General features: G+C 64.1%; 34 protein-coding genes and 3 tRNA genes. 23 read left to right on the forward strand and 14 right to left on the reverse strand.

Going from position 1 to position 25,454, the window contains the following annotated elements:
* Positions 1-46 precede the first annotated feature (46 nt).
* The 3 genes from GOACH_RS19380 to GOACH_RS19390 all read left to right on the forward strand — a co-directional run bounded on the left by GOACH_RS19380 (position 47) and on the right by GOACH_RS19390 (position 1,737).
* On the forward strand, positions 47-502 hold the full coding sequence (locus GOACH_RS19380; protein ID WP_245551965.1) for a MarR family winged helix-turn-helix transcriptional regulator: 456 nt from the start codon (positions 47-49) through the stop codon (positions 500-502).
* A gap of 106 nt (positions 503-608) precedes the next feature.
* Positions 609-1,583 (forward strand): NAD(P)H-quinone oxidoreductase, encoded by a 975-nt coding sequence (locus tag GOACH_RS19385; protein WP_005178524.1) that lies wholly within the window; start codon positions 609-611, stop codon positions 1,581-1,583.
* Between the two features lie 68 nt (positions 1,584-1,651).
* Positions 1,652-1,737, forward strand: a tRNA-Ser gene (locus GOACH_RS19390).
* A gap of 169 nt (positions 1,738-1,906) precedes the next feature.
* On the opposite strand, the gene GOACH_RS19395 is transcribed toward GOACH_RS19390, so the two are convergent.
* From GOACH_RS19395 to GOACH_RS19420, 6 genes are all read right to left on the reverse strand, one after another.
* A complete protein-coding gene (locus GOACH_RS19395; protein WP_157227854.1) occupies positions 1,907-2,206 on the reverse strand; it encodes a hypothetical protein in 300 nt (99 codons plus the stop codon).
* A gap of 502 nt (positions 2,207-2,708) precedes the next feature.
* Positions 2,709-2,990: a cyclic-phosphate processing receiver domain-containing protein gene (locus GOACH_RS19400; protein WP_005178531.1), complete on the reverse strand. Its 282-nt coding sequence runs from the start codon at positions 2,988-2,990 to the stop codon at positions 2,709-2,711.
* 311 nt (positions 2,991-3,301) lie between these two features.
* On the reverse strand, positions 3,302-3,613 hold the full coding sequence (locus GOACH_RS23835; protein WP_005178536.1) for a hypothetical protein: 312 nt from the start codon (positions 3,611-3,613) through the stop codon (positions 3,302-3,304).
* A gap of 221 nt (positions 3,614-3,834) precedes the next feature.
* Positions 3,835-4,395, reverse strand: a complete 561-nt coding sequence (locus tag GOACH_RS19410; RefSeq protein ID WP_040519163.1) for a hypothetical protein — start codon at positions 4,393-4,395, stop codon at positions 3,835-3,837.
* Between the two features lie 10 nt (positions 4,396-4,405).
* The gene (locus tag GOACH_RS23840; RefSeq protein WP_040519165.1) at positions 4,406-4,600 is read right to left on the reverse strand and encodes a hypothetical protein; all 195 of its coding nucleotides are present in this window, start codon (positions 4,598-4,600) and stop codon (positions 4,406-4,408) included.
* 175 nt (positions 4,601-4,775) lie between these two features.
* Positions 4,776-5,246 carry a DUF6194 family protein gene (locus tag GOACH_RS19420; RefSeq protein ID WP_040519168.1) on the reverse strand — a complete coding sequence of 157 codons (471 nt, stop codon included), beginning with the start codon at positions 5,244-5,246 and terminating at the stop codon, positions 4,776-4,778.
* 36 nt (positions 5,247-5,282) lie between these two features.
* Here GOACH_RS19420 and GOACH_RS19425 point away from each other — a divergent pair, with 36 nt between their 5' ends.
* The 6 genes from GOACH_RS19425 to GOACH_RS19450 all read left to right on the forward strand — a co-directional run bounded on the left by GOACH_RS19425 (position 5,283) and on the right by GOACH_RS19450 (position 8,987).
* Positions 5,283-6,107, forward strand: a complete 825-nt coding sequence (locus GOACH_RS19425; protein WP_245551966.1) for a MerR family transcriptional regulator — start codon at positions 5,283-5,285, stop codon at positions 6,105-6,107.
* Entirely contained in the window at positions 6,104-6,394 is a 291-nt protein-coding gene (locus GOACH_RS19430) for a hypothetical protein (protein WP_005178549.1), read from the forward strand. The genes GOACH_RS19425 and GOACH_RS19430 overlap by 4 nt, the downstream gene beginning before the upstream one ends.
* Complete coding sequence (locus GOACH_RS19435; RefSeq protein ID WP_245551967.1) at positions 6,391-6,603, forward strand: hypothetical protein; 213 nt, start codon at positions 6,391-6,393, stop codon at positions 6,601-6,603. Before GOACH_RS19430 ends, GOACH_RS19435 begins: the two co-directional genes overlap by 4 nt.
* Before the next feature lie 368 nt (positions 6,604-6,971).
* Positions 6,972-7,178 carry a hypothetical protein gene (locus GOACH_RS24030; protein WP_040519170.1) on the forward strand — a complete coding sequence of 69 codons (207 nt, stop codon included), beginning with the start codon at positions 6,972-6,974 and terminating at the stop codon, positions 7,176-7,178.
* Position 7,179: 1 nt separating this feature from the next.
* Positions 7,180-7,854 carry an SMI1/KNR4 family protein gene (locus GOACH_RS19445; RefSeq protein WP_005178554.1) on the forward strand — a complete coding sequence of 225 codons (675 nt, stop codon included), beginning with the start codon at positions 7,180-7,182 and terminating at the stop codon, positions 7,852-7,854.
* A gap of 68 nt (positions 7,855-7,922) precedes the next feature.
* Entirely contained in the window at positions 7,923-8,987 is a 1,065-nt protein-coding gene (locus GOACH_RS19450) for an SMI1/KNR4 family protein (RefSeq protein ID WP_245551969.1), read from the forward strand.
* Between the two features lie 384 nt (positions 8,988-9,371).
* Here the strand turns inward: GOACH_RS19450 and GOACH_RS19455 are convergent, their stop codons facing one another.
* Together GOACH_RS19455 and GOACH_RS19460 are read right to left on the reverse strand one after the other, a co-directional pair.
* The gene (locus GOACH_RS19455) at positions 9,372-9,857 is read right to left on the reverse strand and encodes an SRPBCC family protein (RefSeq protein WP_005178562.1); all 486 of its coding nucleotides are present in this window, start codon (positions 9,855-9,857) and stop codon (positions 9,372-9,374) included.
* Positions 9,858-9,875: 18 nt separating this feature from the next.
* Positions 9,876-10,208: an ArsR/SmtB family transcription factor gene (locus tag GOACH_RS19460; protein ID WP_005178564.1), complete on the reverse strand. Its 333-nt coding sequence runs from the start codon at positions 10,206-10,208 to the stop codon at positions 9,876-9,878.
* A 110-nt stretch (positions 10,209-10,318) separates the two neighbouring features.
* Here GOACH_RS19460 and GOACH_RS19465 point away from each other — a divergent pair, with 110 nt between their 5' ends.
* A complete protein-coding gene (locus tag GOACH_RS19465; RefSeq protein WP_005178566.1) occupies positions 10,319-10,783 on the forward strand; it encodes an Rv2732c family membrane protein in 465 nt (154 codons plus the stop codon).
* On the opposite strand, the gene GOACH_RS19470 is transcribed toward GOACH_RS19465, so the two are convergent.
* Positions 10,771-11,127, reverse strand: a complete 357-nt coding sequence (locus GOACH_RS19470; RefSeq protein WP_005178568.1) for a hypothetical protein — start codon at positions 11,125-11,127, stop codon at positions 10,771-10,773. The genes GOACH_RS19465 and GOACH_RS19470 overlap by 13 nt on opposite strands.
* Before the next feature lie 177 nt (positions 11,128-11,304).
* On the opposite strand from GOACH_RS19470, the gene GOACH_RS19475 reads away from it, so the two are divergent.
* Positions 11,305-11,874, forward strand: coding sequence for a hypothetical protein (locus GOACH_RS19475; protein ID WP_245551968.1), 570 nt, complete (start codon positions 11,305-11,307; stop codon positions 11,872-11,874).
* A 104-nt stretch (positions 11,875-11,978) separates the two neighbouring features.
* Here GOACH_RS19475 and GOACH_RS19480 read toward each other — a convergent pair whose 3' ends face one another.
* The gene (locus GOACH_RS19480; protein WP_085950632.1) at positions 11,979-12,605 is read right to left on the reverse strand and encodes a hypothetical protein; all 627 of its coding nucleotides are present in this window, start codon (positions 12,603-12,605) and stop codon (positions 11,979-11,981) included.
* A gap of 68 nt (positions 12,606-12,673) precedes the next feature.
* Positions 12,674-13,753 (reverse strand): magnesium transporter CorA family protein, encoded by a 1,080-nt coding sequence (locus tag GOACH_RS19485; RefSeq protein WP_005178576.1) that lies wholly within the window; start codon positions 13,751-13,753, stop codon positions 12,674-12,676.
* Between the two features lie 69 nt (positions 13,754-13,822).
* On the opposite strand from GOACH_RS19485, the gene GOACH_RS19490 reads away from it, so the two are divergent.
* Complete coding sequence (locus GOACH_RS19490) at positions 13,823-14,944, forward strand: acyltransferase family protein (protein ID WP_005178581.1); 1,122 nt, start codon at positions 13,823-13,825, stop codon at positions 14,942-14,944.
* Positions 14,945-15,022: 78 nt separating this feature from the next.
* Complete coding sequence (locus tag GOACH_RS19495) at positions 15,023-16,261, forward strand: hypothetical protein (protein WP_040519214.1); 1,239 nt, start codon at positions 15,023-15,025, stop codon at positions 16,259-16,261.
* A gap of 22 nt (positions 16,262-16,283) precedes the next feature.
* Here GOACH_RS19495 and GOACH_RS19500 read toward each other — a convergent pair whose 3' ends face one another.
* The gene (locus tag GOACH_RS19500; protein ID WP_040519174.1) at positions 16,284-16,799 is read right to left on the reverse strand and encodes an acyl-CoA thioesterase; all 516 of its coding nucleotides are present in this window, start codon (positions 16,797-16,799) and stop codon (positions 16,284-16,286) included.
* Between the two features lie 214 nt (positions 16,800-17,013).
* On the opposite strand from GOACH_RS19500, the gene GOACH_RS19505 reads away from it, so the two are divergent.
* Positions 17,014-18,075, forward strand: coding sequence for an alpha/beta hydrolase (locus tag GOACH_RS19505; RefSeq protein ID WP_005178587.1), 1,062 nt, complete (start codon positions 17,014-17,016; stop codon positions 18,073-18,075).
* A 110-nt stretch (positions 18,076-18,185) separates the two neighbouring features.
* Here GOACH_RS19505 and hisC read toward each other — a convergent pair whose 3' ends face one another.
* Positions 18,186-19,259 carry a histidinol-phosphate transaminase gene (hisC, locus tag GOACH_RS19510; protein ID WP_005178589.1) on the reverse strand — a complete coding sequence of 358 codons (1,074 nt, stop codon included), beginning with the start codon at positions 19,257-19,259 and terminating at the stop codon, positions 18,186-18,188.
* 188 nt (positions 19,260-19,447) lie between these two features.
* Between hisC and GOACH_RS19515 the strand changes: the two genes are divergently transcribed.
* The 5 genes from GOACH_RS19515 (at position 19,448) to GOACH_RS19535 (ending at position 22,396) form a co-directional block, all read left to right on the forward strand.
* Positions 19,448-19,539 (forward strand) — tRNA-Ser (locus tag GOACH_RS19515).
* 38 nt (positions 19,540-19,577) lie between these two features.
* Positions 19,578-19,650 (forward strand) — tRNA-Arg (locus tag GOACH_RS19520).
* Positions 19,651-20,000: 350 nt separating this feature from the next.
* Positions 20,001-20,762: an aquaporin Z gene (aqpZ, locus tag GOACH_RS19525; RefSeq protein WP_005178591.1), complete on the forward strand. Its 762-nt coding sequence runs from the start codon at positions 20,001-20,003 to the stop codon at positions 20,760-20,762.
* Positions 20,763-20,919: 157 nt separating this feature from the next.
* Positions 20,920-21,693, forward strand: a complete 774-nt coding sequence (locus GOACH_RS19530) for a hypothetical protein (RefSeq protein ID WP_005178592.1) — start codon at positions 20,920-20,922, stop codon at positions 21,691-21,693.
* A gap of 151 nt (positions 21,694-21,844) precedes the next feature.
* Positions 21,845-22,396, forward strand: a complete 552-nt coding sequence (locus tag GOACH_RS19535; RefSeq protein ID WP_005178593.1) for a putative glycolipid-binding domain-containing protein — start codon at positions 21,845-21,847, stop codon at positions 22,394-22,396.
* A 43-nt stretch (positions 22,397-22,439) separates the two neighbouring features.
* Here the strand turns inward: GOACH_RS19535 and GOACH_RS19540 are convergent, their stop codons facing one another.
* Positions 22,440-23,444, reverse strand: a complete 1,005-nt coding sequence (locus tag GOACH_RS19540) for a prephenate dehydrogenase (protein ID WP_005178594.1) — start codon at positions 23,442-23,444, stop codon at positions 22,440-22,442.
* 115 nt (positions 23,445-23,559) lie between these two features.
* Here GOACH_RS19540 and GOACH_RS19545 point away from each other — a divergent pair, with 115 nt between their 5' ends.
* From GOACH_RS19545 to GOACH_RS19560, 4 genes are all read left to right on the forward strand, one after another.
* Positions 23,560-24,102 (forward strand): tRNA adenosine deaminase-associated protein, encoded by a 543-nt coding sequence (locus tag GOACH_RS19545; RefSeq protein WP_005178595.1) that lies wholly within the window; start codon positions 23,560-23,562, stop codon positions 24,100-24,102.
* 58 nt (positions 24,103-24,160) lie between these two features.
* Positions 24,161-24,604, forward strand: coding sequence for a nucleoside deaminase (locus tag GOACH_RS19550; protein ID WP_040519217.1), 444 nt, complete (start codon positions 24,161-24,163; stop codon positions 24,602-24,604).
* 129 nt (positions 24,605-24,733) lie between these two features.
* A complete protein-coding gene (locus tag GOACH_RS19555; RefSeq protein ID WP_005178599.1) occupies positions 24,734-25,003 on the forward strand; it encodes a hypothetical protein in 270 nt (89 codons plus the stop codon).
* 213 nt (positions 25,004-25,216) lie between these two features.
* Positions 25,217-25,426, forward strand: coding sequence for a CsbD family protein (locus tag GOACH_RS19560; protein ID WP_005178602.1), 210 nt, complete (start codon positions 25,217-25,219; stop codon positions 25,424-25,426).
* Positions 25,427-25,454 lie beyond the last annotated feature (28 nt).

Consider the following 25,454-nt stretch of genomic DNA (forward strand, 5'->3'; position numbering starts at 1 on the left):
TTTTGTCACAACGCATACTATGTTGACCAATGTGAACGACTCCCGAGTGCCTTCTCGTGCCACCGGCGCACCTGTGCTGACTGCTGATCAGCTCGCATTGTGGCAGTCGTTCGTCGACGGCGGCTGGGCACTGATGGCCCAGGTCAACAGCACATTTGGTGCGCACGGGTGGACGACGACGGACCTGCGTCTCCTCGAAGTCCTCGGGACGCGTGAGCAATTCGGGATCAGCGAGCTCGCCTCGACGGTGCACATGGGGGTCAGTACCGTTTCGCGTCAGATCGGCAGAATGATCGACACCGGTGACGTCGTCCGCGTGCGTTCCGATCTCGACGGCAGGCATCGCCTCGTCAGGATCACCGACGCCGGGCGCGACACCCTCGAGCGGATCACGGCGGTTCGTGATCGCGTGATCCGCGAGTATGTCATCGACGTTCTCGGTGAGGACGACTTCACCACCATCTGCCTCGCCATGCGAAAGGTTCGAACCTCCTGGGCGTGAGTGCGTCCGCGACAGACCCGGTGTCATCGCCCCCGCGGTGGCCCGGTGTCGCCGCCTCCTTGGGGCCCAGTGTCATCGAGCGCGAGCTTCGGGCAGCATCGGTGGTATGCGTGCAATAACCGTCGAGTCCGACACCGCCACCCTGTCCATCGCCGACGTGCCTGATCCGACGCCGGGGCCCGGTGAGGTGCTCATCGAGGTCGCGGCCGCAGGCGTCAATCGCGCTGACCTTCTACAGAAACAGGGCCTGTACCCGCCGCCCCCCGGAGCGTCGGACATCCTCGGTCTCGAGGTGTCGGGACGGATCGTCGAACTGGGTTCGGAAGTGACGCAGTGGTCGGTCGGCGATGAGGTCTGTGCGCTGCTCGCGGGTGGCGGATATGCCGAACTCGTTGCCGTGCCCGCTGCGCAGGTGCTGCCCAAACCGTCGAACGTCGATCTGATCGAGGCGGCCGGTCTGCCCGAGGTCGCCTGCACGGTGGTCTCGAATTTGCTGTTGACCGCACACCTGCAGCTCGACGAGCTGGTGCTCATCCACGGCGGATCGAGCGGGATCGGCACACACGCGACGCAGTTGTGCCGCGCGCTCGGGGCGCGGGTTGCGGTGACGGCCAGAACGAAGGAGAAGCTGGCGCGCGCCGCCGAGTTCGGGGCGGAGATCCTCATCGATTATTCGGCGGAGGATTTCGTCGAGGTGATGTCCGAGCACGGTGGCGCCGACGTCATCCTCGACATCATCGGTGCGGCCTATCTGCCGCGAAATGTCAAGGCGCTCGCTACCGGTGGGCGACTGGTCATCATCGGCATGCAAGGTGGCGTCAAAGGCGAATTGCCCATCGGCACAATGCTTTCCAAGCGTTTGTCGGTGTACGGCACAGCGCTGCGCTCGCGGCCCGTGACGGGCGCCGACGGCAAAGCTGTGATCGTCGAGAAGACTCACGCGCGCACCTGGCCCCTGATCGAGGCCGGTTCGGTGGTCCCGGTGACCGACTCGGTGTTCGAACTCGCCGACGCCCAGGCCGCCCACGAGCGCCTCAACAGTGGCGACGCGATCGGCAAGGTGTTGCTGCGGGTGGGCTGACGGCCTACGGCACGGCGGTGAGGCCTGATGCTGGCTTCGCGCGCCGGGTCACGTACCCTCTTCGGCAGGGAAGCGTGGCAGAGCGGCCGAATGCACTCGCCTTGAAAGCGAGCGTGCCTAAACAGCACCGGGGGTTCAAATCCCTCCGCTTCCGCAATAGGGCCAGGTCAGAGCTGATTCTGACCTGGCCCTTCTGCGTTGCTGTCGAAGTAGTCACGGGGTTTTCACTATTAGGAGAGACGCTTTGCACCGTGCCGGCGACCGTTCGGAGCGCAAGTCGACCTAAGTCCCGACCTTCCCGTGGCTACAGGGAAGGTCACGATCTATACCTCGTCGGTTGCTTGTCGTGTCGGGTTGAACCAGCGGTAGGCGCCCCAGAACGGGATGAGCAGTACTCGCCGCAGGGCAAGTTTTCGGTCTGCCGGGTCGAGCCCGGCCCGCAGAACAGACACTGCGGCGGCGGCAGTGAACAGCAGTCCTGCAATGAGGAAGATGATCAGAGTGATCCCGCCTACGGGCTTGGCGAGCGCCCAGAGCAACGTTGGCACGAAGTCATCCATGCAGTTCGACTGTCCTGCATCGACGCAGTCCTGCAGTCCGGCTGCGGCCAGAGGCATAGTCATAAGACCTCCTTGTGTGAGCGATAGTCGAACTCTATTCGGGCTTAATCGGAGAGGCCCCTGGTGGCAGCCACGCAGTGGCGGCCTCTGGTAGGTCAGGCGCAGCGACATACCTCTGAAACACGAGGTCGACGCCGCGATGGCCCATCGAAGCTGCGACGGCGGCGGGGGTGCGGCCAAGGCTGTTTGATCGCCAGGTTGCGTATAGGTGGCGGATCGAGTACGGCGTAATGCCGTCTGCTTCCCAGCTGGGGACACGGGATCGGATTGGCTGCCAAAACTGCCGCATGAAAGTCGATTTCAGCCAGAATCGCTGACCAGGGGGCACCGGGTCATTGTCAGTGCCGAGGATTTTCTGTGCCTTCCGGGGTTGGGCTGACTGGGCCCGGGGGAAAAGCAAAGCGCGTTCTCCGTACTCCTTGATGACGCGTGTGCGTTGCCTCCGCAACCTGGCAGAGTAGTTGTAGATATCGATTCCCGACATGGCAATCTTCTGCGCCTCCGATCAGCGACTGATGCCCGGACCGTAACGCTCGACCATCCCTACGATCCACTCCACTCCCACCGGGTTCGCGGAGTGGACGCGCACGATAGGTGGCCAGCCGCCGTGCTCGCAGAGGTGGAGGACGATCGGTCGACTGGTGTCGTCGCCGCCGAGGTCGTGGTCGAGGCTCAATTCCTCGATCGTGGCCGAGCTGCGCAGGATCGCGAGCGCTTCGGCGGAGTTGCGGGCAATTGTCCACCCGTCCCCGGGCGGGTCGCGGAGATCATCGACGAACAGGCGCATGTGTGGCAGGCTACGGGCTGCCGGTGACGGGGTTCCATCGAATTTCGGCCGTGGCGCTCGGGGCTCGGGGAGGCGCCCATCGCCGCGCGTGCGGCGTCGAAGGCGCGTGAGTGTGGGAGCGAGTGCACAGGAGGGCCGGTCGCTTCGTACCCCGGCGGCACGTCGCTCCGGCACGAGTAGTGCACCACCACGATAGGGAGACGGTCAGTGGCACACACTCAGGGTCGGATGAATCGCGATGAGTTGCATTACGCGGCACTAAATAACGACGCTGGTCGGACAGCGCGTTGCCGTCCCAAGGAGTGGCGGCGTCAATCCCACAGGATCTGCGGGCCGGACAGATCCTCGCGCATCGACTGGTGCGAGCAACGTGGACAGGTGAGGCGGTCCCACTGTTCACATGGGCGGTTACAGTCGGGGCAGGGGAAGCGGGCCGCACGAGTGGCGTCATCGACGCGGTCGCCGTCTTGGGCGTTCAAGCCAGTGTCCGCGCTGACGACGCCGTGACGCGCGCAGACGACGGGAGTGACGATCACGCCGCTGAAACCGAAGTCGAAATCGCCGGATACAAACTCCGCGCGGAAATCGCATTTGCCGCAGACGTACGAGTTTGCGTGGCCCATGCCGTCACGCTACCTGTTGGCGACCCGCGGATGGTCTAATCGGCGTACGGCTTCGCCATGAAGTTGTCTGGCACGTCCGCTGTATCGACGATGCCGCCTTCGAAAGGCATTGTGTGCGGGACCGATTACCTTCGCTACCTCGACCTGCCTGAGACTCGGGTGGCAGAACCGTCATGGCATCAGACGCCTGAAGTCATCGGCGTTGGGTCGATCATGCTGTGTCATTCTTGGTCCCACTTCTGCTGCAGGAAACCGGTGACGTTCTCGATGTCGTCGGCCGAGAGCGAATTACTATCAGTTGCCGGGCGTAGGTAGTAGCAGGGACTGAGTACCTGGATGCTGCCGGCGTGTAAAGGAGCAATTTGCACGCCATAAACTCCGGCTTTTCCATGTGTGGCGTCATCACGATTCCACTCCACACCGCTTTCCCGTGTCTGGTGGTGAAAGGTCTCGACGGTCGTGCCCCGTAGGCGATCAATGAACACTGTCGCCGAATACTGGACTCCGTTCTGGGTAGGTTGAAATGCGAACGACTTCTGTTTGGCGGTGCACGATCTCCACTGCTCGGTGGAGCGGTCGCTATCGACTCCGCCTGACCCGGCGTCGACCTCTGCGATAACGCGGTCCATCAGTGCACGGCCGTGCTGTCGGACGCTTCGTGCCTGCTCAGCGGTCAGCGGGGACTGTGAATCAACGACTGCCGATGAATCGGGTAAAGGAGCCTTTTTGTCGGTGCTACACGAGATCAGTAAGAGCCCCACAGCAGCGATGACCACGAGCATCGTGCACGGTCTACGCACGTTCAAAGACTGGATTGCAGTCATGATCAGTCGTCCCTCGACCGGTGTTGACGGTGGGATTGTTCTGACCAATCGCACCTTCGATCACATCCGAGCTGGGCAGGGTTGCGGGCGGTTCGGCGGAGGTGCGGGCGATCAGCCACCCGTCGCCGGGCGGGCCGCGGAGTTCGTCGACGAACAGGCGCATGTGTGGCAGGGTACGTCGTGCCCGAGCGACGTTCCGCCGGGGTACGAACACCCCGAACAACAATGAAGGACATCCCACCGACCTTCTACGCATGGCTGTGGGACTACCCGTTACGCGCCGAGTAGTTCAAGGACCGAGTAGCGGCGAGATGTTCAGGTGCGGAAGGTTGGTCCCATTAGCTTCCGTCGGAAGCGCCGCGCAAGAAACGGAGTCGTGCTGCCTCGTGAGCTTCGCGTAGCAGGCTGGCGGCCACCTCGACGGTGCGTGGTCCTGGGTTGACGATCGACACCCATCCCTGGCGGCGATAGACCGGGTGTGGCAAGAGCACGTCGGTCGCGGCGTAGTCCCACACTCTCTCCGACAATCGAGTCGTGTCGCCGATCAGTGCGAGGAACCTGTCGGCGCCTACGCGAATGTTCACCCGCCAGCGGTCGGGTGCGTCGAGTTCCGAGCGAGAATCGTCAGGATAGTTCTTCGTCACGATCGTCGCGTAGGGCTGTTGACGCGGGGGTATCTGGCCGTTCGGCGCGTAGTAGAAGAAGTGATCGCCCCAGGCGAGAGGAGGGGAGTCGCCGCCCTCGACCGGGGCGACGTCGAGCACGCCGTCGAACGAGCTCACTACCCGCAACAGATCATCCATACTCATGGTTCCAGCGTGTAGTTGAAGTGCGTATGGAGGGTTATGGTGCCAACAGAGGAAGCATGGCCACAGGTGATGAGCACCGCCACGGTGGCGGCCGCGTCGGGATATTCCGTGCAGCAAGTGCGCGATCTAGAGGCGCTCGGAGTCATCCCGGCGGCGACCAGGGCCCCCAACGGCTATCGGCAGTTCGCTGCCGAGCACGTGCGAGGTCTGCGCGCTTACCGCGATCTCGCCCGCGCGGTGGGCGCGGTCGAGGCGCGCCGCGTGATGCGGCAGATTTACAACGAGCCGCCTGATGTGGCCGCGGCGCTGATCTGCGAGTTCCACACGGGGTTAAACCGTGAGCGTGAGCAGACGCTTGCCGCGCGATCGGCCCTGCAGTCGATCAGCGCGGAGACGATGACCGACGACGCCCCCACTGATGCGGACGCCATGACCATCACCGAGCTGTCGCGGGCCATCGGCGTGAAGGCATCGACTCTTCGGTTCTGGGAGAGTGCGGGATTGGTCACCCCGGACCGCATCTCGACCAGATCGGGAACCGCGCGACGGTACCCCGTCGCCGCGATCCGAGAAGCGCGTATCACGGCGGCCCTGCGCGCAGGCGGCTACCGCGCACCAGATGTCCGGAAGGCGATCGACGCGGTCCGCAAACTCACCGATGTCGCGGGCTCGCTGGCCGCGCTCGACGCCCGGCTCGAAGCGATCGCCGAACGCGCCTTCGCCCTGTTCCGCGCCTCGGCGGTGCTGGCCGAGAGTGTCGAGCTGCAGAGGTACTCTGTCACACCGTCGTGGGTCCCGCGTGATAGAAAGCTGTTGGTTTCGGGATCGCACCTGCCCCAGATCGAACGGACGTTCAGATGAGTACTGCTTCAATCGTGAAGTCGAGTTCCGTGCATGCCCTGATCGCCGGTGCCTTCGCCAGCGTGGTCGGCGGTGCCGTAAACGGATCATCGACATTTCTGGTTGGACAGCACATGGCGTCGACGGTCTTGCTCGAGGCTGTTTTGGTCAGCACGGCGGTGGTGGTGTTGGCGGTGAGATTCTTACTTGCTGCCCTTGGCAGCACGAAATCGCTACTCACCCCAATGCTCAGCGGGCTGGCGGCCGGGCTGGCGGGGGCTGCGCTGCTGTTGTCTGTCGGCTTATGAGGGATGAGGTGTGGGCGGCACTCGGTGCGGTGGGGGGAGCTCTGCTGTTGGCTTTCGGGGTGGTATATCCGCCTCTGTGGATCGTCTACGTGTTGGCCATGCTCTCGTTGTTGCAACCGGCTCGTACCCGATCGTTCGGTATCGGGATGGCGACCGCCCTTCTGGCGCTGGGTGTATTCGCCGCCGTACGCCTGTCCTTGGATGCCTAGTGCCGTGTCTACACGGACCTGCCAGGAGTGAATTCGTTGGTAACCAGACGGCAGGGTAACTCGAACGCTTTCTCGATCGTCCGTATCGTGGTCGGGCTATTCGTCGTGGTGTATCCGATCAACAATTGGATAGCACTGTTTCGCGGGACAGTTGACGCTTCGGTCCTCACCGTGACGTATTTGACGGCAACCGTCATCGTCGGAACTTCGCTTGTGGCGCTTGGGGTTGTAGGACTCTGCAAGTCCAGAGAAAAGGAGTAACCGTCGCCTCGCCGGCTCGATCTGATGGACCTATCCTGACTGCGACTGGTGAGTGCCGCACGCGCCCTCAGGCGTCGAGCAATGGGGTACATGGTTGCATGCCGGGTATGAGTACAACCGCGAGGGTTCTGTTGGCAATTACGTCTTATGTCGCCGCAATTCTGACCGTCCTGTTCGCTGTCGCCACGGTGTTCGCTCTCGTCACGTTCGGTGCGATTATCTGGTGGCAGCCGCTGAGTGTGATTGTGTTCGGCGGGATCTGGTACGGGCTGTCTCGTCTTCGCGTGAGGCTGACGATTGAGAGGAGTCGTTGACGTGATCGGATGGTTGGCTGCGCTGCGGTCTGCGGACTCGTCGGAGGCCGGCACACTGGCCGAGGCGGTGGCACATGCTGCCGCGACGGTCAGCGGCGTCGACTTTGATGAAGTCGTCGCTAGGGGTCGCGCGGCTGTGGAGCGCGGAATGTGTTGCGACATCTACCAATTGCCGGAGAACGAACTCGATGGCCCGGCGGCAATTGTCGGGACCGACGTCGGAGCGACGTCGGTGTACGACGTTCGCCGGTTCACCTACCGAGCGGGTAGTTCGCTCAAGGAGGTGCGCGCGGCCGAGGAGGCGCTCGGTGTGCCGTTGCCGCCGCGGTGGGTCGACTACCTGACCGGGCCAAGTGTCCTCGACCTCTTCGACGGCGAGGAGTACCTGGACATCTTCACTCCCGCCGACATCGTCGATGTGACCAACGCGTACTTCGAATGGGTGCCGCGCATCGGTGCGGCGATGATCGCCGGTGACGGCGGTTCGGGTCGGCTGTTGCTGGACACGCGCGTCGGCGATGACAGTCCGGTGGTCTTCTCCTACTCCGGTGGCGATGACGGCTGGGAGGGCACCACTGTCCAGGCCGACAGCATCGACGACTTCATAGCGTCCGCGGAGGCGGGGACGCTCGAGGTCGTTTTCGACGATGCGCGGGAATATCGCCCGCGCGTGTGATGTGTCGAGGGTCGAAAAGAATTGTGAAACAGGATGATCAGCAGAATGCAGAAACGGCAGTGAGCGGCATGACTGGTGAGGCCGCGGAAACCGCCGAGTGGGACGAGCTCGTGCGCCGCTGTGTCGAGGTGTACGCGCAGCTTGTCGAGAGCGGCCTCACCGTCGACGTGCCTGGTGAGGCGCCGCCAGGACCGCGGCCACCTGCGACGCTCGCTCAGATCGAAGCAGCGGAAGCCCGTATCGGGGCACGCCTTGACCCGGACGCCCGTGAGCTTCTCGCAAGGGCGAACGGCTGGGTCAGGCTCGCCGGCCGCTTCACTCTGCTGTCGTGTGAAGACATCGGTGGTCCCGAGTGGGCGGAACTACTCGAACTGCGTGACATTTTCTTCGACTCGTGTCCTCGAGAAGTGTGGCCGCGCAGCGTTGCCGACCCTCGTGTGCTGATCCCCATCATCGTCGTGCCATCGTCCCCGGAGACGATCTATATGTTTCCGAGCAGTCCGGGTGAGCAGGCGAGACCGGCGTTGAATACCGGACTCGATCCGATTCCCGAGATCACGTTGAAACAAGCCATCGAGGAGTCACTCGCGGAATTGGTAGCCGATCTGAATGCACTTGCGAACGGCAGTGTGGCCGGCGCGACCGCCAGGGCATCGGAGTTGGAGACGAGAACGCCTACCGGCTATTCGGTCGGTGAGATCCGCTGTCCCTCACCCGACGAAGTCAGCAAAGCCCTCAACCTCACGACCCGACCACTCGTCACCCGCCAGCAAGGAGCGACCGAGGTGTCCTGCTTGGTCGAGATTCCGCGGAGTTACATGTTCTCGATGCTGTCTTTTAAGAATCGAGGGCAGCTTTGCGACAGTGTGCTTCCTGTACTTGAAGAGCAAGCACAGATGCCCAGTGACCGGTCCGACGGCAGGACGACGTCGTCGACAATTCGACCGATCGACGGTATCGGCGATGAGGCGTACGAGATGACCACGCGCTTCGACGACACCAACGAGGTCTTCCACGTCGTCGTGTGGAGTCGGACCGGCTCCTACAGGGTGAAGGTCTCCGGGTACTTTCCCGACAGGGACTCCGCATTGTCTGCTGCGCGGCTCTGGGTGAAGACGCAGCCAACTCAGTAAACTTTTGCGTCCAAGGCGAATTCGTGGATGGGTATGGAAGAAATGCGACCAAAGAGTCTCGAACAACTACTGGTGGTCCGCGCCCCGGGGGTATCAGAAATCATCTATCTGGTGATATTCGCGATTATCCTCATTGCAGCAGTGGGAGATGGGCTCACCGATCGGGTTGGTGCATATCATGTGGTCGCGTATGTGCTTGCGCCAATAGGGATCGCGATCATCGCTATACGGAGTATCAGGTCTCGATAGAAGCTTACGTCGACATAGCCAAGGCCGACGGACTGAAGATGCACAAGACGCGCAACGGATATGCCGGTGCGCAGTACCAGGGAAACCGGGTCATCGGAAAGTTCGTGATGACCCGCATCCGCTGAGTCGGCCGGTTCAGATCGTCAGCAACCCGTCGATCTGATTCAGAGACTGTGCAGCACCCTCTTCGACTCCCATCTCGATGACCTTCTCGAGTGCGTCGACAGTTTCGTAGGTGCTCACATACGTCGCGACTGTTCGTCCATCCTTGTCGGCGAACGAGTATGCGTTGCGCGACAACGGGAGTGAGTCGATCGGGGTGAAGTCTTCGGTGGCGAAACCGTCGCGGAAAGTGAAACCCGTCGGCTTGTCGACGGTGTCGACGATCCAGTAGCCCGCGTACTTCTCCCCTTCGGGACTGGTCATGTGATAGGTGACACGACCGCCTGGGGCGAACTCATGGTCCACGAAGGTGGCTGGATATTCGGTTGGGCCCCAGATCTTCTCGAGTTGACGTGGGTCCGCGTAGATCTGCCAGATGCGCTCGACCGGGGCGTCGAACTCGGCTGTGATGGTGATGGATCGGTCGTCGAGATTCTTGGTGACGTCGATGACTGGCATTGTGATCGTTCCCTATCGCTAGTGGTCGTCGGTGGTGAGCAGTGCGTCGATTCGGTCGACGCGGCCGCGCCAGACCTGTTCGAGTTCATCGAGCATGTCCGAGACCGCGCGCACCGCCTCGACATCGCCAGAGGCGAGTTGTTCGCGTCCTCGGCGTCGTTTCGTCAGTAGCCCGCAGCGTTCGAGCACGGCGACGTGCTTCTGCACGGCGGCGAAACTCATGTCGTAGTCGGCGGCGAGTGTGGACACCGACTGTTCTCGGGTGAGCACGCGCCGCACGATGTCGCGGCGCGTCCGGTCGGCAAGCGCGTGGAATAGCGCGTCTGCGCGGTCCTCTGTTGTCGTGTTCACAGATCAAACATACAACCATTCGGTTGTATTTGTCGAGGGTTTCGCGTCCATTCGGCGCCGATCGTCCCCCGGGGTCCGCACTCGCAGTCCATCGGGAGCAGACTGGTGGGATGCGCGACGATCGGAGAGGTGTGGACCACGACGAACTGGACCCGCGACTCGCGGAGTCACTTCGCGGAATCGAACGCAAAGTCATGGCTGAGGTTCCGCTCCGTCGTCGTGCGGTCATCGCGATCTGGGTGGCCCTGATCGTGCTCGCGGGTATGAGCGCAGTGACCGCTCTGGTCGGGACTCCGACTCCGCTGTCGCAACTCGCCGTCGTCTTTGGTGCTGCCGCGGTGGTGCTATCTCTGGCCGCAGTGGTCGTTCGACGTTTCGCGGTGTGCTGGGTCGCCGCAGCTGTCAGCGCCGTCGCGATACCGGTCTCGATACTCGGCTACTGGTCGGATCAGACTGCGCGCCAACAGACATCGTTGGGTCTCCTGGTCGCCGCGCTATGTCATATCGCGCTCGTGATCAATTGGGTGCAATGCGTACGGCCACCCGTCGGACACGGCTCAGGTCACGCGCCGTAGGAGTATCGCAAGTGGGCGAAGAGCAGCTCGTTGACCCGCTTGCGCATGTGACCGGTGAGGCTCACATCCGGCGCGGGGTCATCCGCGATGAGCGTCCAGTGCACCGCGGTTCCCCCGCCGGACCCGGTCAACTCGATGTCCAGAACCGCATCGGGTCGACGAGGCCACAGCGACGACCACCGCACACGCGTGAACTTCTCGGCGTCGAGAACTGTAGGCAGCGTTTCGTCGTCGAGCAGTGCGAGCCACTGCCTCGACGGTTGGCGATTGGGTTCGACAAGGTCGGCGAACACCGCCGCGGGTGGCGCGGGTAGATCGCGTATACGTTCGCCGACGATGGGCACGATCAGAGGTTACGGATGTGCCGAGCTCGGTGCCATCCGATTCGTGAGCCGCAGTCATTTGTCCGCGCTACCACGGGTAACTGCTCGGGAGTCGGCGTCGAATACTGGGCAAGAGGGTGATCTCCCGATCGCCCGGGACAGGGATTCATGATGCGATACCGCTGGACTGTACTGACGATGGCCGCAGCCGCGACCGTGCTCACCGTGGCAGGCTGCAACCCCGACGACGAGCCATCGGCGGTGACGTCGACGCCGACCGTCGTCACGACTACGACGGTGGCGTCCGATACCGCCACGTCGGCCGCCAGTGGTGCTGACCAGCAGTCCGGCGGTGCTACGCGGGCATCTGGAGATGGTGCTCAGATGACCGCCACGTCGACGCTGCCGCCGGGTCACGGGACCGGAGCGTCGGCGTATGTCGGCGAGTGGACCCGCCACGCCAGCCATCTGGAGCTCGGCGCTGATCAGGCGGGCACGTTGGTCATGGGGTCGGGTGCGGTGAATGTCGAGAAGTGGACCATCACCTGGTCGCCGCAGGGCAGGGGCATCGTCATCACGGTTGGCGACCAGGTTTCCAAGACGGGCGACGGGGTCGGCGACATCTCGAAGGGCGAGACCGTCACAGCCGAACTCTCCAGCGGCGCCAACAACGGTACGACGCTGCTCACCAAGGGGCTCGGCGACACCGGCGGGCCGCTGACATGGTGCAACTCCTCGTCAGCAGGCACGCCGGCGTGCGGGGCGTGATCGACGAGATCGATCAACGGAGTCCGTACACAACTCGAACCCCAGCGAACCGCCGAGGAGATTATGTCGATGGCCGTCCGCTCACGACCCGATTGTGGACGTATTCAGGCCGGCGCCATAGCGCGCTGAGCCTTCTCGAGTGCGGCGAGGGTGCGGAGTACATATTCGCGTCGCGAGGTGAGGTCGGCGATGCGGGCCTTGGCCGACAGTCCTGATTCCTGCTCAGCAGATGCGAGGCGCTCGTCGATGTCGGTGAGTTCGTTCAGCAGGCCCTCGGCCCGGCTGAGCAACTCAGCCCGATCCGGCCGCGAGACGTCGTTGCGCCGTGTCGGACTCGTCGTCGCCGTGCTTGCCTTGTCGCCGGCGGGTTTTGTGCTGCCCGACTTCACGGCGCTCGACTTCACAGTGCCCGCAGCCGACCGCGACGCGGATCGCTTGGCCCGAGGTGCCGGGGTGCTGGTACGGATTCGATTCAACTCGGTGTAGGCGTCGCGGGCGCCGACGCGGTGCTCGCGCTCCTCCTCGTCGTCGCATTCGACAGATCCGCCGAGCGGTCGTAGGCCGTAGAACCCGAGGAACTTGCGAGCTTCGGTGATGGTTTCTTCCAGATCGCGGCACTTGCTGCAGCGCGGTTCGTCACGGAAGTCCGCGACGTCGTCGGTGGAGGAGCACCACACACACGCGGTGGCAGTGGTTTCGGTCACGAGAGCATCGGCAGTTCTGGAGAGCACGTTCGAAAACAATACGGGACAAGAGGTTTCGAGATCCAATTCGAGCGTGTCGCGCGAGGTCGACCGGCCTAGAGCCAATCGCGTTTGCGGAAGTTGATGTAGAGCACGATCACAGACCCGACGATGAGGATGGCGCTGACGGCGACACCCCACGACGAGTTGTATCCGGGGAAGAGCACATTCTGCCCGTAGTAGCCGGTGATGAGTGTGGGCACCGCGATGATGGCGGCCCACGCAGTCAGCTTCTTCATCACCGTGTTCAGTCGGGCGTCCATCAGGGACAGGTTCGTTTCGAACGCGCTGCTGAGCATGTCGCGTAACGACTCGGTCCATTCGGCTGCGCGCAGCACGTGGTCGTAGAGGTCGGAGTAGTTGGGGTCGAGTTCTTTCGCGTGGTCGTCGCGATCCTGATAGCGGTGGCGCTGGATGGTGCCGACCACGTCGCGCATCGGAAGGACCACTCGACGCAGCACGACGAGATCCTTGCGCAGGTCGTAGGTGCGCCGCTGTAACTGCACGTTGGGAATGGAGTCGTCGAACAGGTAGTCCTCGAGCTCTTCGATCTGGTCGTCGAGCACCTGCACGGCGTCGAAGTGGCCGTCCACCACGACGTCGAGCAGCACGTAGAGCAGGCCACTGACACCGAACGACGCCGCGTGCGTGTCGTCGCAGCGCTCCACCACGGTGTCGATCCCGTCGTCCGGATGCATCCGCACAGTGATCAGGGCGTTGTCCTTGATGAAGATCGAGATGCGATGCAGCGTGAACGACTTCGCCCGTCTGTCCTGTTTTCTTCCTTCGACGGTGCCGGACGTCGGCGGCGGCGCGTCGTCGGAGTCGTCGTCGGTGCGGGTCTTCTCCTGCACCACAGGTGTTTTCATCTCGATCGCATACACCATGATGAACGTGTGGTCGCTATAGGACACCGTCTTGACGCGCTCGGCCGCCGAGATGGTGTCCTCGATGGCGAACGAGTTGAGACCGAGTTCGGTGGCCAGTGATCCGAGCGTCTCGTGGCTCGGGCATTGCAGGTCGGCCCAGACGAGCGTGTCGGACTCGCCGATGTGATCGGAGATCGATGCGAGGGAGAATCCGTCGACCTTCTCGCCGTGTCGCCAGATCTGGCCGGTGATCTGCTCGTCGCCCATGGCGTCATCCTTCCACGCGATCGCGGTCCTCGACGTCGCCTCGCGTACCCGGCCTGGCAGGATCGGCCCATGGCCCACCGCATCCCGTCGCTCACCGGTGTGCGTGCCTTCGCGGCCGGCGCAGTGAGTCTCACTCATGCCGCGTTCTGGACCGGCCACTACACCGACGACTATGGTGGGCGACTCTTCTCGCGGTTCGAGGTCGGCGTCGCCATCTTCTTCGTGTTGTCGGGATTTCTGCTGTTCTCGGAGTGGATACGTCCTTTTCGGGAGGGCCGGGCATTGCCGTCGACACGCCGCTACTTCTGGCATCGCGCCCGACGCATCCTGCCCGCCTACTGGATCACTGTGATGGTCGTCTACCTCGTGTACGGGTGGTACTCGCCGAGTGGTGAGGCGGCGGTGACGGGCACCGGCTGGTCGGGTTTCTGGCGCAACATGACACTGACGCAGGTCTACGGCGTCGGGCATCTGCACAACGGACTCACCCAAATGTGGAGTCTCGCAGCGGAAGTGGTGTTCTATCTGCTACTTCCGGCGATCGCTTGGGTGTTGATCGTCGTGGTGTCTCGCCGACGCTGGCGGCCTGATCTGCTGATCGGCGGTCTGCTCGTGATCGGGCTGGTGAGTCCGGTGTGGGCGATCCTCGTCGACGGCAATCCCGACGCTGATCCTACGGCGCGGCTGTGGGCACCCGCATTCCTGGGGTGGTTCGTTGCGGGCATGGTCGTTGCGGTGTGCGCGCCATTGATCCGGAAGTGGAACACCTGGATGTGGCTCGGCGCTGCGGCGATTGCGTTCGTCGTATCGGGGCTGCCGCTGGCGGGGGAGCCGACCATCACGCCGAGCACGGCGTCGGCAACCATCGTCAAGCATCTGCTCTATCTCGTTGTCGCCGTTGGAGTGGTCGGACCACTCACCTCCGCCGACCAGTCGTCTGTGTGGGCTCGTCTGTGTGGCAGCCGGATAGTGGTGTGGCTGGGAGAGATCTCCTACGAGTTCTTCCTGGTACACGTGCTCGTCCTCGAAGTGGTCATGGATCTGCTGAACTACCGCGTCTTCGACGGAAACGTGGTTGTGGCCTTCGTGGTGACGACTGCGATCAGCATTCCCGCCGCCTGGGCGCTACACCGCGTAACCCGCCCGCTGTGGCGTGCGCCGACCCCTGGGGCACCCGAATTGCGCAGGTAGAATGGGATGACGTATTCCGGCGATCGGATGGTTGCGATCGGGTCGTCGGCGAAGTCCCGACTCGAAGGCGTGACGACGATGATCGAGAAGAACGCGGCCCAGCGGGGTGGCGACAGCAGTGCTCAGATCCGCAGCTGGTGCGAGCGTTCGGCAGTCGCGGGGGAGCGTCCAGAACTCTCGGACACCGCCGCGCTGCTGGTGGCGTCGGGGTATCTGACCCCTGCAGGTCGGGCGATCCTGGTCCGCCGCATCTCCTCCGGACTCCCGGTGCCGACGTTGCCCGCGGGATTCGGGGAGCTACGTAGGCTACAACGCGCGATCATCCAGCTCGAGCATCAGCTCGACACCCCGATGGTTCCCGGGATGGTCGCCACGCTGATGCGCGGGCGCCTCAATGGCCTCATCCGACGCCGCGACGACGCCCGCAAACAGATCGTCACCGCGAAAGGAGTGTTCGCGGGAAGCACACGCGCGGTTCGCAGGGAACGTCGGGAGAACGTGTACCTCGAGATCGAGGAACGCGAGCGGCTGTTCGCGGGGCTCCTCTGCACACCCACCCCGAACGTGAACACCTCCAATCCCATGCGCCGCGCGGGAACCGCGGCCGTCGGGCGCATTGCGGGCGTGGTCGGGCAGGTCGCCGCCCGCTCCGGGTATCCGCAGGCTGGTGAGTGGGCCAACCGCGTCACCTTCGCCGACGGTGGGCCGGATGTGCCGCGGCCGACGTCGCCGCTGTCGAGTGTGGCGAGTTTTGTCGACGGATACGAGACTTTGATGTTCCTCGCCGCGCACTACTACGACCGCATCATGCGCAACCCGGCCTGGCGGTCGGATCATTTTGCCGTGCAACGGACGCAGGTCAATCTGCACGCAGAACTCGCCGAGATCGTCGCCGACGTCATCGCACTGCGCTCGGTGCGTATCGACCTCGACCGCGCCAAGCGCAACGGTGGATTCGACGCGTCGTTCGCTGCGCAGATCGATCGTCGTGAAGCATCGCTGCGGCCGGTCTGGACCGAACTCATCGACCGCGTCCAGGCTATCGGCGACGTCGCGCACGTCGTCGAGTCGGCAGCCGTCGAACTGCGGATTCTGTCCGAATACAACAGGGCCGCAACCATCGACGACCGAATCGACGCGCTCATCGCCAGGTCGGGTGACCGGGAGATCTCCGTCGACAACGCCAAACGCCTGAGCGAGCAGGTACGCAGTGGTGAGGAACAACTGCGTATCTACCGCGACGTGCTCGAGGGCAACATCGCGCGAATCTCACCCGCCGTGCCCCGCGAGCTCCCTGCCCGCTACGAGCCGTCCTGAGTCTGTATTCCGCTGCCCTGGGTCATCCGGCGCGTGACCAGGCACGCAGGTGATCTTTTTCGACGCTGCTCAGCCGGCGAAGCGAGTGTGCCTCTGCATCGACCACGGCCATCTGAGTGCTCGCGACGCAGGCCGGTTTTGAGTCTGCGTCGGCGTGCGCGCCCCGGATCTCGTAGCCGATGGTGAAATCGACCGAGCGAAAACCCTTGATCCACATACCGATTCGCAGTGGCGAGTCATCGTGGCGAAGTTGGCTCTGATACCGGATCTCCACGTGGACGATCATCGCGCTCTTGATCAGTTCAGCTTGGGATTCGGCAGGCGTGTCGGCGTCAGCCGCCATATCGGTCGCGGTGACCAACCACTGAATGCGTGCCTCCTCCATGAGGGTGACCATCCGTGCGTGATTGATGTGACCAAAGGCATCCATATCCGACCACCGCACGGGGACCTGTGCGACAAATGCGAAATCTCGGGCCCCGAGAACGCCGTCACCTGCAGGCTTCGCCGAACTGTTCACATCCTTTGGTGTTGTCACGAATAACAACCTTATGTCGACGGTGCGCGAGCGTGGTTCGAGGATGTCACTTACCCGTCTCGCCACGTACCCTGTGGACGACACCGGCCGCGGTGGGCGGGGAACCCACCGACGCGGGCCGTCGTGAATATTGACGACGATGTGCTGAGAGCGCAGTCGTGTGTATAGGACCCGACGAGGTCCGTGCGCTGCTACGAAGTCGAGGAGCCGTTGTATGGGTGGGCGTTGGAAGATCGCGGTCGCGGGTCGGCGCACCAAGGGTGGTGCGGCGGTGAGTGAACGCTCGGTGGTCCGTCGGTCCTGTGTGCTCGCAGCCACGGTCATCGGATGTGGTGCGCTGCTCAGCGGCGTTCCCGCGGTCACTGACGCTGCGCCCGTGCCGGTCGCGAAGATTGCGAAGGATGAGAAGCTCGGCCCACTTCGGACCGATGTCTGGGTCGATTCGCCGTCGATGAAGACAAAGATCAAATTGTCGGTTCTGACCCCCGCGAACGCATCGGGCCCTCGCCCCACCGTGTACATGCTCGACGGTGCCGGAGCAGAGGGTGACGTGAGTGATTGGATCACCAAGGGCCACGCGGGCCGATTCTTCGCAGGTAAGAACGTCAACGTGGTGTTGCCCGCGGGTGGTAAGGGCAGTTTTTACACCGACTGGCAGAAGCGTGATCCCAAGATCGGGCAACCGATGTGGGACACGTTCTTGGCCAAGGAACTACCCCCGCTGATAGACAAGCGGTTCGACGGTAATGGGCGTAACGCGGTGATCGGCCTGTCGATGGGTGGTCAAGCTGCTTTCGCACTCACCATTCGTCACCCGTCGGTCTACAGCGGACTCGCGTCGCTGTCGGGCTGCCCGCCGGTCTCGGGACCGGCCAACGAGGCGTACGTGCGTACGACCGTCGGACGTGACGGCGGCGACGCGACCAACATGTGGGGTCCGTTCGGCTCTGCAGGCTGGGATGCGCACGATCCCGCCAAGCATCTCGATGCACTGCGCGGCAAGAACATCTTCTTGTCCGCCGGATCAGGCGCCATCGGTCCGCTCGACCTGCAACGCCGCATCGAGCCCGACGAGGGCCCGCCGGAAGCCGTGACGGCGTCGTCGTCGGCTCTCGAACTGGGCGCCTACCGCTGCTCGCTGGAGTTCGCCGCGACCATGCGCGCCAACAACGTCGCTTACACCGACGGGTTCCGGCTCATCGGCACACACACCTGGGCGTACTGGGAGCAGGACCTGCCCGCCGCGTGGCGAACCGTATCGCGCGGGCTGTACTGAGGCCGACTGAGGCCGACTGGGGCGGCCTCAGGCGTCGACCGGGCGTCTCGTGCCGCCGACTGTGCGCCCGGTGTCGCCGACTGTGCGCTGTTAGGCGCTGACCGGGTGTTTTACGCGGTCGACGGGGCGGCGGCCCATCGTTCTGCGAAGGTCAGGAAGGTGTCGTTCTCGCCGGCCTCGGTGACGGTCACACGCACCCCGTCACCTGCGAATGGCCGGATGATCACACCCGCATCGCGCGCGGCGTCGGCGAATTCGGTTGTCGAATCACCGAGTTCGATCCAGACGAAATTGGCCTGGCTCTGCGGGACTCGGTAACCCACGGCGCGCAATCGGTCTGCGATCCTGGTGCGTTCGCCGACGATCGCCTCGGTGCGTGCGAGCAACTCGGCGTCGGCGTCGAGGCTGGCAACGGCGGCGGCCTGCGCCACGGAGTTCACCGAGAACGGAACGTGCGCCTTCCCGAGCGCGGTGATGATCTCAGGATGTGCGATCGCATACCCGACCCGCAGTCCGGCGAGGCCATACGCCTTCGAGAAGGTGCGCAGCACAACCAGATTGGGGAACTCGCGGTGCAGTTCAATGGCGTCGTAGGCCTGCGACTGTGATGGCCGGACGTACTCGAAATACGCCTCGTCGAGTGCGACGACGACTCCGCTGGGCACCTTCTCCAGAAACGCGCGCAGGCTGTCGGCGTCGACGATGGTCCCCGTGGGATTGTTCGGGTTGCAGACGAAGATCAGGCGAGTGCGGTCGGTGATCGCGTCAGCCATCGCAGGAAGGTCGTAGCTGAGCTCGTCCGTCAGCGGAATCTGTACCGGAATCGCGCCGACGAGTCGGGTCGCCAGCGGGTAGGTCTCGAACGACCGCCAGCCGAACAGCACCTCGTCGCCGGGCTCGCAGGTGATGGTGACGAGGTTCTGACACAGGCTGACAGAGCCGCAGCCGACCTGGATCTCGTCCTCGGTGACGCCGTATCGCTTTGCGAGCGACGCCGTCAGCTCGACCATGCCGTTGTCGGGATAGCGATTGATGCTAGCGAGTGAATCGACGATGGCTCGCTGGACGCTGGGCAGCGGCCCGAAGGTCACCTCGTTGCTCGCGAGCTTGATCGCGCCGGGGAACGTCGCACCGGGCACGTAGACAGGCAGTTCTTCGAGATGGAGGCGAAGGCGGAAGCTCACACGTCAAATGTAGGGCGCGGGTGTGTTGGCCCGGAAACCGGCTCGTTCGACGCAGTGGCCCGGCGTGCTCGTCGTCGACTCGTCGGAGGGTGTCGACGCAGGTCGTCGCGCCCTGTAGCTCGCGGTTTGCTTCGGACTGGTGACCGTGTGTAACCTTTCCACTCGGCAGTTCGAAAGGACTCCGCCAAGGAGGCGTGCCAGAGCGGCCGAATGGGACTCACTGCTAATGAGTTGTCTCGCTAAAACGGGACCGGAGGTTCAAATCCTCTCGCCTCCGCCACCGCAGTCGCCTCGACCGCGGAGAACTGAATAACGCACGCGCCCGTAGCTCAACGGATAGAGCATCTGACTACGGATCAGAAGGTTTGGGGTTCGAATCCCTACGGGCGCACTTCTGAAAGCACCCCGCATTTGCGCGGGGTGCTTTTCTGTGTGCGGGGTCGGTATCGACCGCGGTGTGGCCGGAACAGAACCCGCGGAAGGAATCCCTCCCCTGGTTTTCGACGTTCGCGCTGGTTGTTTCGCGGGGAAGGGGACGGAACCCGCGGAAGGAAACGTTCCGCTGGTTTCTGCGCCGCCGTGGCAGCGGGCACTGCCCGCTCAGGTCTGGGCCCGGTCTCGCCCAGGTCACCGTTCCGAATCGAAGGGCTGCTTCTCAACCGCGAATGGTGTTTGCTGAAGTTGCACAAGTTTCTGATGTGACATTCGAACCCCCGCGAGTTGCACGACGGAAGGAACTCTATGCCCTCGCCCATCGCGAAAATCACTGCCGAGTTGTTCGGCACGTTCTGGCTCGTCTTCGGCGGTTGCGGTACCGCGATCTTCGCCGCGAAGGAAGTTGCTGTCGGCGACGACACCGGCACCAGAATTCAGGTCGGCGTCGGCTATCTCGGCGTCGCACTCGCCTTCGGCCTCACGGTGGTCACCATGGCGTATGCCCTCGGACACATCTCCGGCGGCCACTTCAATCCCGCCATCACTCTGGGTGCGTGCGTGGGCGGTCGGACACCGTGGCGTGACCTCCCGGGGTACTGGGTTGCGCAGATCGTCGGCGGTCTGCTTGCGGGTCTGGCGCTGTGGGGGATAGCGACAGGCAAGCCGGGCTGGACACGCGAAGGAAACATGGCGGCCAACGGGTACGCCGAGCACAGTCCCGGCCACTACACACTCGCCGCAGTGATCGTCGCCGAAATCCTGCTGACCGCCTTCTTCCTGATCGTCGTGCTCGGTGCGACCGACATTCGGGCGCCAAAGGGTATGGGAGCCTTGGCAATCGGGTTCACGCTCATGCTCATCCACCTCATTTCGATCCCGATCTCCAACACATCGGTCAACCCCGCTCGGTCGACGGGCGTCGCATTCTTCAACGGCAATGGTGCGCCCGGCCAGCTCTGGGTGTTCTGGGTCGCGCCGCTCGTCGGTGGCATCATCGGCGGACTGCTCTACCCGCTGCTCTTCGAGGACGGACGCTTCAAGTTCATGCCCGTGCAGAACACCGTCTGACACCGAAACCCTCAGCGACGTCGGACAACGGCGTTCGACGCGACGGCCGGCCAGGGCAATGCCCGTGGTCGGCCGCCGCGTTCTGTCGACGGTCCGTATCGTCGGAATCGGGACGGCCGCGATTCTGGCCGCACAGTCGGCGAGACAGGAGTAAGGCATGGGACAGCAGGGGGCGGGGCCGCGGCCCGAAGACCTCTATCGCGCGCCGCTCATGCCGGGCCTGTACCCGCCACTCGGATTCGCGCCGGATGGAACGCCGCTCTTTCGGCCGGACCAACGACAGCCCTCGACGACGCAGACTTCGCACGCCGAGTGGCCCCAGTCGACGAACAATCCCGCCGGCATGCCATACCCGGGAGACGGCACGGCTCCGCCGGTGCCCCCCGACGCGACGTTCGACGACGCCGCGCCAGACGAGCAGCGGCGTCAGCCGCAGTCGCCCGGCAGGTTCGGCGTCGGATTGGTGTTCGCGCTGGTCGCCGCGGTCGTCGTCGGGCTCGTCTTCTACGGGTTCTCGCTGATCCGACACTCCGATGCGCAGCAAGAGGCCCCGACGACCCTGACGATCGTCGAGCCGACCCCGCCCGACATCCCGACGCAGCGCCAGCAGCCCACCAACCCGATGGTGCCGCCCGGAGCTGCCCCTGCACCTCGTGACAGCGAGACGGTCGGACGATCCGTGACCTACGACGCGACCATCGAGGGCAGCGGCACCATCCTCTACGTCGACGACGTCGGGTTGCGGAGCGAGTTCACCCCGCCTCCGACGTGGCATCTCGAGTTCACCGCCGGATCGGCGCCCCTGCGGCTGTTGGTTCTCGCGGGGGCCAACAGTTCGGCCTCGTGCGAGATCAAGGTCGACGGCCAGACCATCTCCACCGATCGGGTCGACGCCGGGTCGGCCCGGCGGACCGCCACCTGCCGCGGCTGAGTGTCACGATCCGGTCGAGACCGGCATCCGATGTGTGTCCTGGCCTCGCGATCGCTACCGTAGACGCGTGAGTACAACCCCAGCCCCTGATCACGACACCGCAGCGAGCGGCGGAGCGGTCGACACCGCTCCTGTGCGGGAGTTCAAGACGATGATCACCTGGCGCGGTGTCGGAGTCGACAGGCTCGAGCAGGTGCGACTGCACGTGTCCGGGCTGCGCATCAAGGCCTACGGCCGGATCATCTCGGCAGCGACCGCCGACTCCGAGGCATTCTCCGCCTCGTACGAGCTGATCACCAACGACGCGGGCGTCACCAAGCGACTCTCGATCCACCTCCTGCGAGAGAGCGGCGAGAGCCAACTCGGCCTCTCCCACGACGACGAGAACCTCTGGCTCGTACGCACCAACGGAGACACCACCATCCGTAGTGACTTCGACGGCGCGCAGGACGTCGACCTGGCCATGTCGCCGATGTTCAACGCGCTACCCATCCGACGATTCGGCCTGGCCACAGCGCCGAACGACATCGAGATCCCGGTGGCGTACGTCTACCTCCCGACGGGCGAGGTCAAGCCCGCACACATGCACTACACCTCGGGGCCAGACGGCATCGACGTCGTCTCCCCGGTGGCCACTGCCAAGATCACCGTCGACGAGAACGGCTTCGTCGTGAACTACGAGGGGCTCGCCGAGCGGGTGTGATCTCGTCTCGGGCTGCCGGTCCGGTAAGTTGCCGACGGCCTGTTCACCCCAGCCACACCCGCCCCTCGTGGGCTTGTTTGCGCAGTTCCGACGCCCAGCCGGGCGTACCGACGTCGACCCCGACAATGGGCTCCCGGCCTCGGGCCGCCATCTCCTCGTAGGCCATGCGCGCGCGATGCCCGTCGTCGATCAGCGCTGCGACGCTGCCGGAGTCCCGTAGTTCGTCGCGTGCCTGGACGAGGCGGTCGATCGCCTCGCTGAGGGCGTTGAGTACGGCGACGTCGTTGGCCTCGATCATGGCGCGCTGCAGCGCCGGCGCGGTCGCTGCCACCCGCGTGCCGTCGCGGAAACTCCCCGCTGCCAGACGCAGGGCGAGGTTGCTCTCGCCGGCGCCGACAGCCGCTGTGTCGGCGGCCATCAGGTGCGGTACGTGCGAGATAGCCGCAACGGCCCTGTCGTGCGCGTCCGGCGCCGCGGGGACCACGACGGCCGACACCGCGAGTGCAAGATGGGCGACCGCGGTCCAGTCGTCGGCGTCGGTGTCGTCGGCGGTTGTCACCATCCACATAGCGTCGCGGAACAGCGTCGGATCGCATGCGTCCCACCCGGAGCGGCTGGTGCCGGCCATCGGATGTCCGCCGACGTACCGCGCGCGAGGGTGAAGCCGCGCAACCTTTTCCGCCACAGCCTGTTTCACGCTGATGACGTCGGTCAGCAGGCATTGAGGTGCGGTCTCGGCGATGGTGCTCAGGAGCGGCTCGATCGTCGTGACCGGTGTGGCCAGCACGATGATGGCGTCCTCGGCGGCTGCGCGGCGCAGCGTCGACATCACATCCGACGAGGCGTCGTATCCCGCGTCCGACGCCGCGTCGACGGTCACCGTGGAACGGTTGTATCCGAACACCGCGCGGCCGGTTGCCGCCAGAGCCTGCATCAACGACCCGCCGATGAGTCCGAGTCCCAGGATGCAGACCGGTCGTCGACCTGCCGACGTCGTCTCTGATGCCGGTGCGTTCTGTGGGTGGCTGTCCTGGTTGTTCGCGGTCACACCGTCCAGATTCGCACATCGGGACGGCGTCGTTGCGCACGTGCCGACGGAGTGCAGGCGGCCCGAGGTGAGCGGGGATTGGGGTGGGCGTCGAATCTGGACTACCGTGTGCGTCATGGCAGGTGCCGGCGCTGGGGTTTCGGATTCCAACAAGCAGCAAGCGATCGACGATATCGAGGGATTCGCGGTAGCCGTGGTCCGCGAGGACGCCACCTGGAAGGTCAAAGCACTCGACAAGTCCGCGCTGACGGATCTCTCTGCCGCAGAAACGCAGTTGCGTGAGCTACGCGCCGCTGGTGCGATCTTCGGCCTCCTCGACATCGACGATGAGTTCTTCATCGTCGTCCGACCAGCTCCCGGAGGCGCACGACTACTGATCTCCGACGCCACGGCCGCGATCGACTACGACATCGCCGCCGACGTCCTCGACGCCATCAACGTCGACGTCCCTGACCTCGACGACGACGAGCTCGACGATATCGACCCCTGGGAGGAGGGCGATCTCGGCGTGCTCTCCGACCTCGGGCTCCCCGACGCAGTGATGGGCGTGATCGTCGGCGACACCGACCTCTACGCCGACGAGCAGATCGGCATGATCGCCGCGCGACTCGGATTCGCCGACGAACTGTCGAAGGTGCTCGACTCGCTGGGTCACTGAAGGACCGCTCGTGGACCAGGCGCGTGAGACGTCCAGCCGGGTGCGCGCGTGGGAGCAGATGATCGGCGAGGCGCTTGCCGCGGCTGTCGACTCGTCCGGCCCCGACGACGTCCCGATCGGTGCCGTCGTCTTTGACCCCGCGGGTGTCGAACTCGCGCGCGCCGGGAACCGTCGGGAACTCGACGCCGACCCCACTGCTCACGCTGAAATCGTCGCCCTGCGTGCGGCCGCACACGCGTTCGGCGACGGGTGGCGACTACCCGGCTGCACGCTCGCCGTCACCGTCGAGCCGTGCACGATGTGTGCCGGGGCGATCACGCTGTCCCGCGTCGACGCAGTGGTCTTCGGGGCATGGGAACCGAAGACCGGTGCCGTCGGGTCGCTGTGGGACGTCGTTCGTGACCCCCGTCTGACGCACCGGCCACAGGTGCGTGGTGGGGTGCGCGAAGCGGAGTGCCGAGAGCTGATGATCGGGTTCTTCGATACGCGTCGCGACGGCTGAGTCCGTTTCCGCTGCCGGTGCGTGTCGACCGCTAATCAGGGTCTTCACCCACAGACAGCGTCGACCTGCTGTGGCAGGTTGGTAATCGAGCGCGGAGCATCCGGCTCTGCATGGCGAGGAGTCGAGACCATGTCTGAATCAAACGACAAGATCAACGAGGCCGTCGAGACGGTCAAGGGGAAGATCACCGAGTTCGCGGAGAGCGAGAAAGTTCAGGACGCGGTGGGCACCGCGAAGGAGAAGTTCACCGAGTTCGCCGAGAGCGAGAAGGTTCAGGACGCCGTCGGCACCGCGAAGGAGAAACTGGGCGAGCTTGCCGACAATGAGAAGGTCCAGGAGACCTTGCACACAGCCAAGGAGAAGTTCGGGGAGATCAAGGACAAGCTACTCGGGAACTGAGGCAACTCCGTCCGTGTGTGCTGCGTACTGCAGTGGTGCCGCCACCTCTGTGTTCGGGAACCTCGACCTCGATCGGTAGCGCAGTAGGCCGCTCGAAAGAGTTAGGCGCCGACAAATTCAGATCCGGCACAGCCTCTTCGATGATGTGTACGGTGGATTGCAGGAGCCGCGAAAACCGCGCTCTGGTTCGCACACGCGAAGGAGAGAGTTCTTATGGCAACCAGTGATGATGCACAGAACAAGGCAGAAGAGCTCAAGGGTCGGGGCAAGGAAGCCGTTGGCAGCCTGACCAACAACGACGACCTCAAGGACGAGGGCAAGGGCGACCAGGCCGTTGCCGAGGGCAAGCAGAAGGTTTCTGAGGTTGCCGACAAGGTCAAGGACGGCGTCGAGAACATCAAGGACAAGCTCACCGGCCACTGAGCGTAGCGCTTCGAGTTGCCACCGTGCG

Source organism: Gordonia aichiensis NBRC 108223, assembly GCF_000332975.1.
GTDB lineage: Bacteria > Actinomycetota > Actinomycetes > Mycobacteriales > Mycobacteriaceae > Gordonia > Gordonia aichiensis.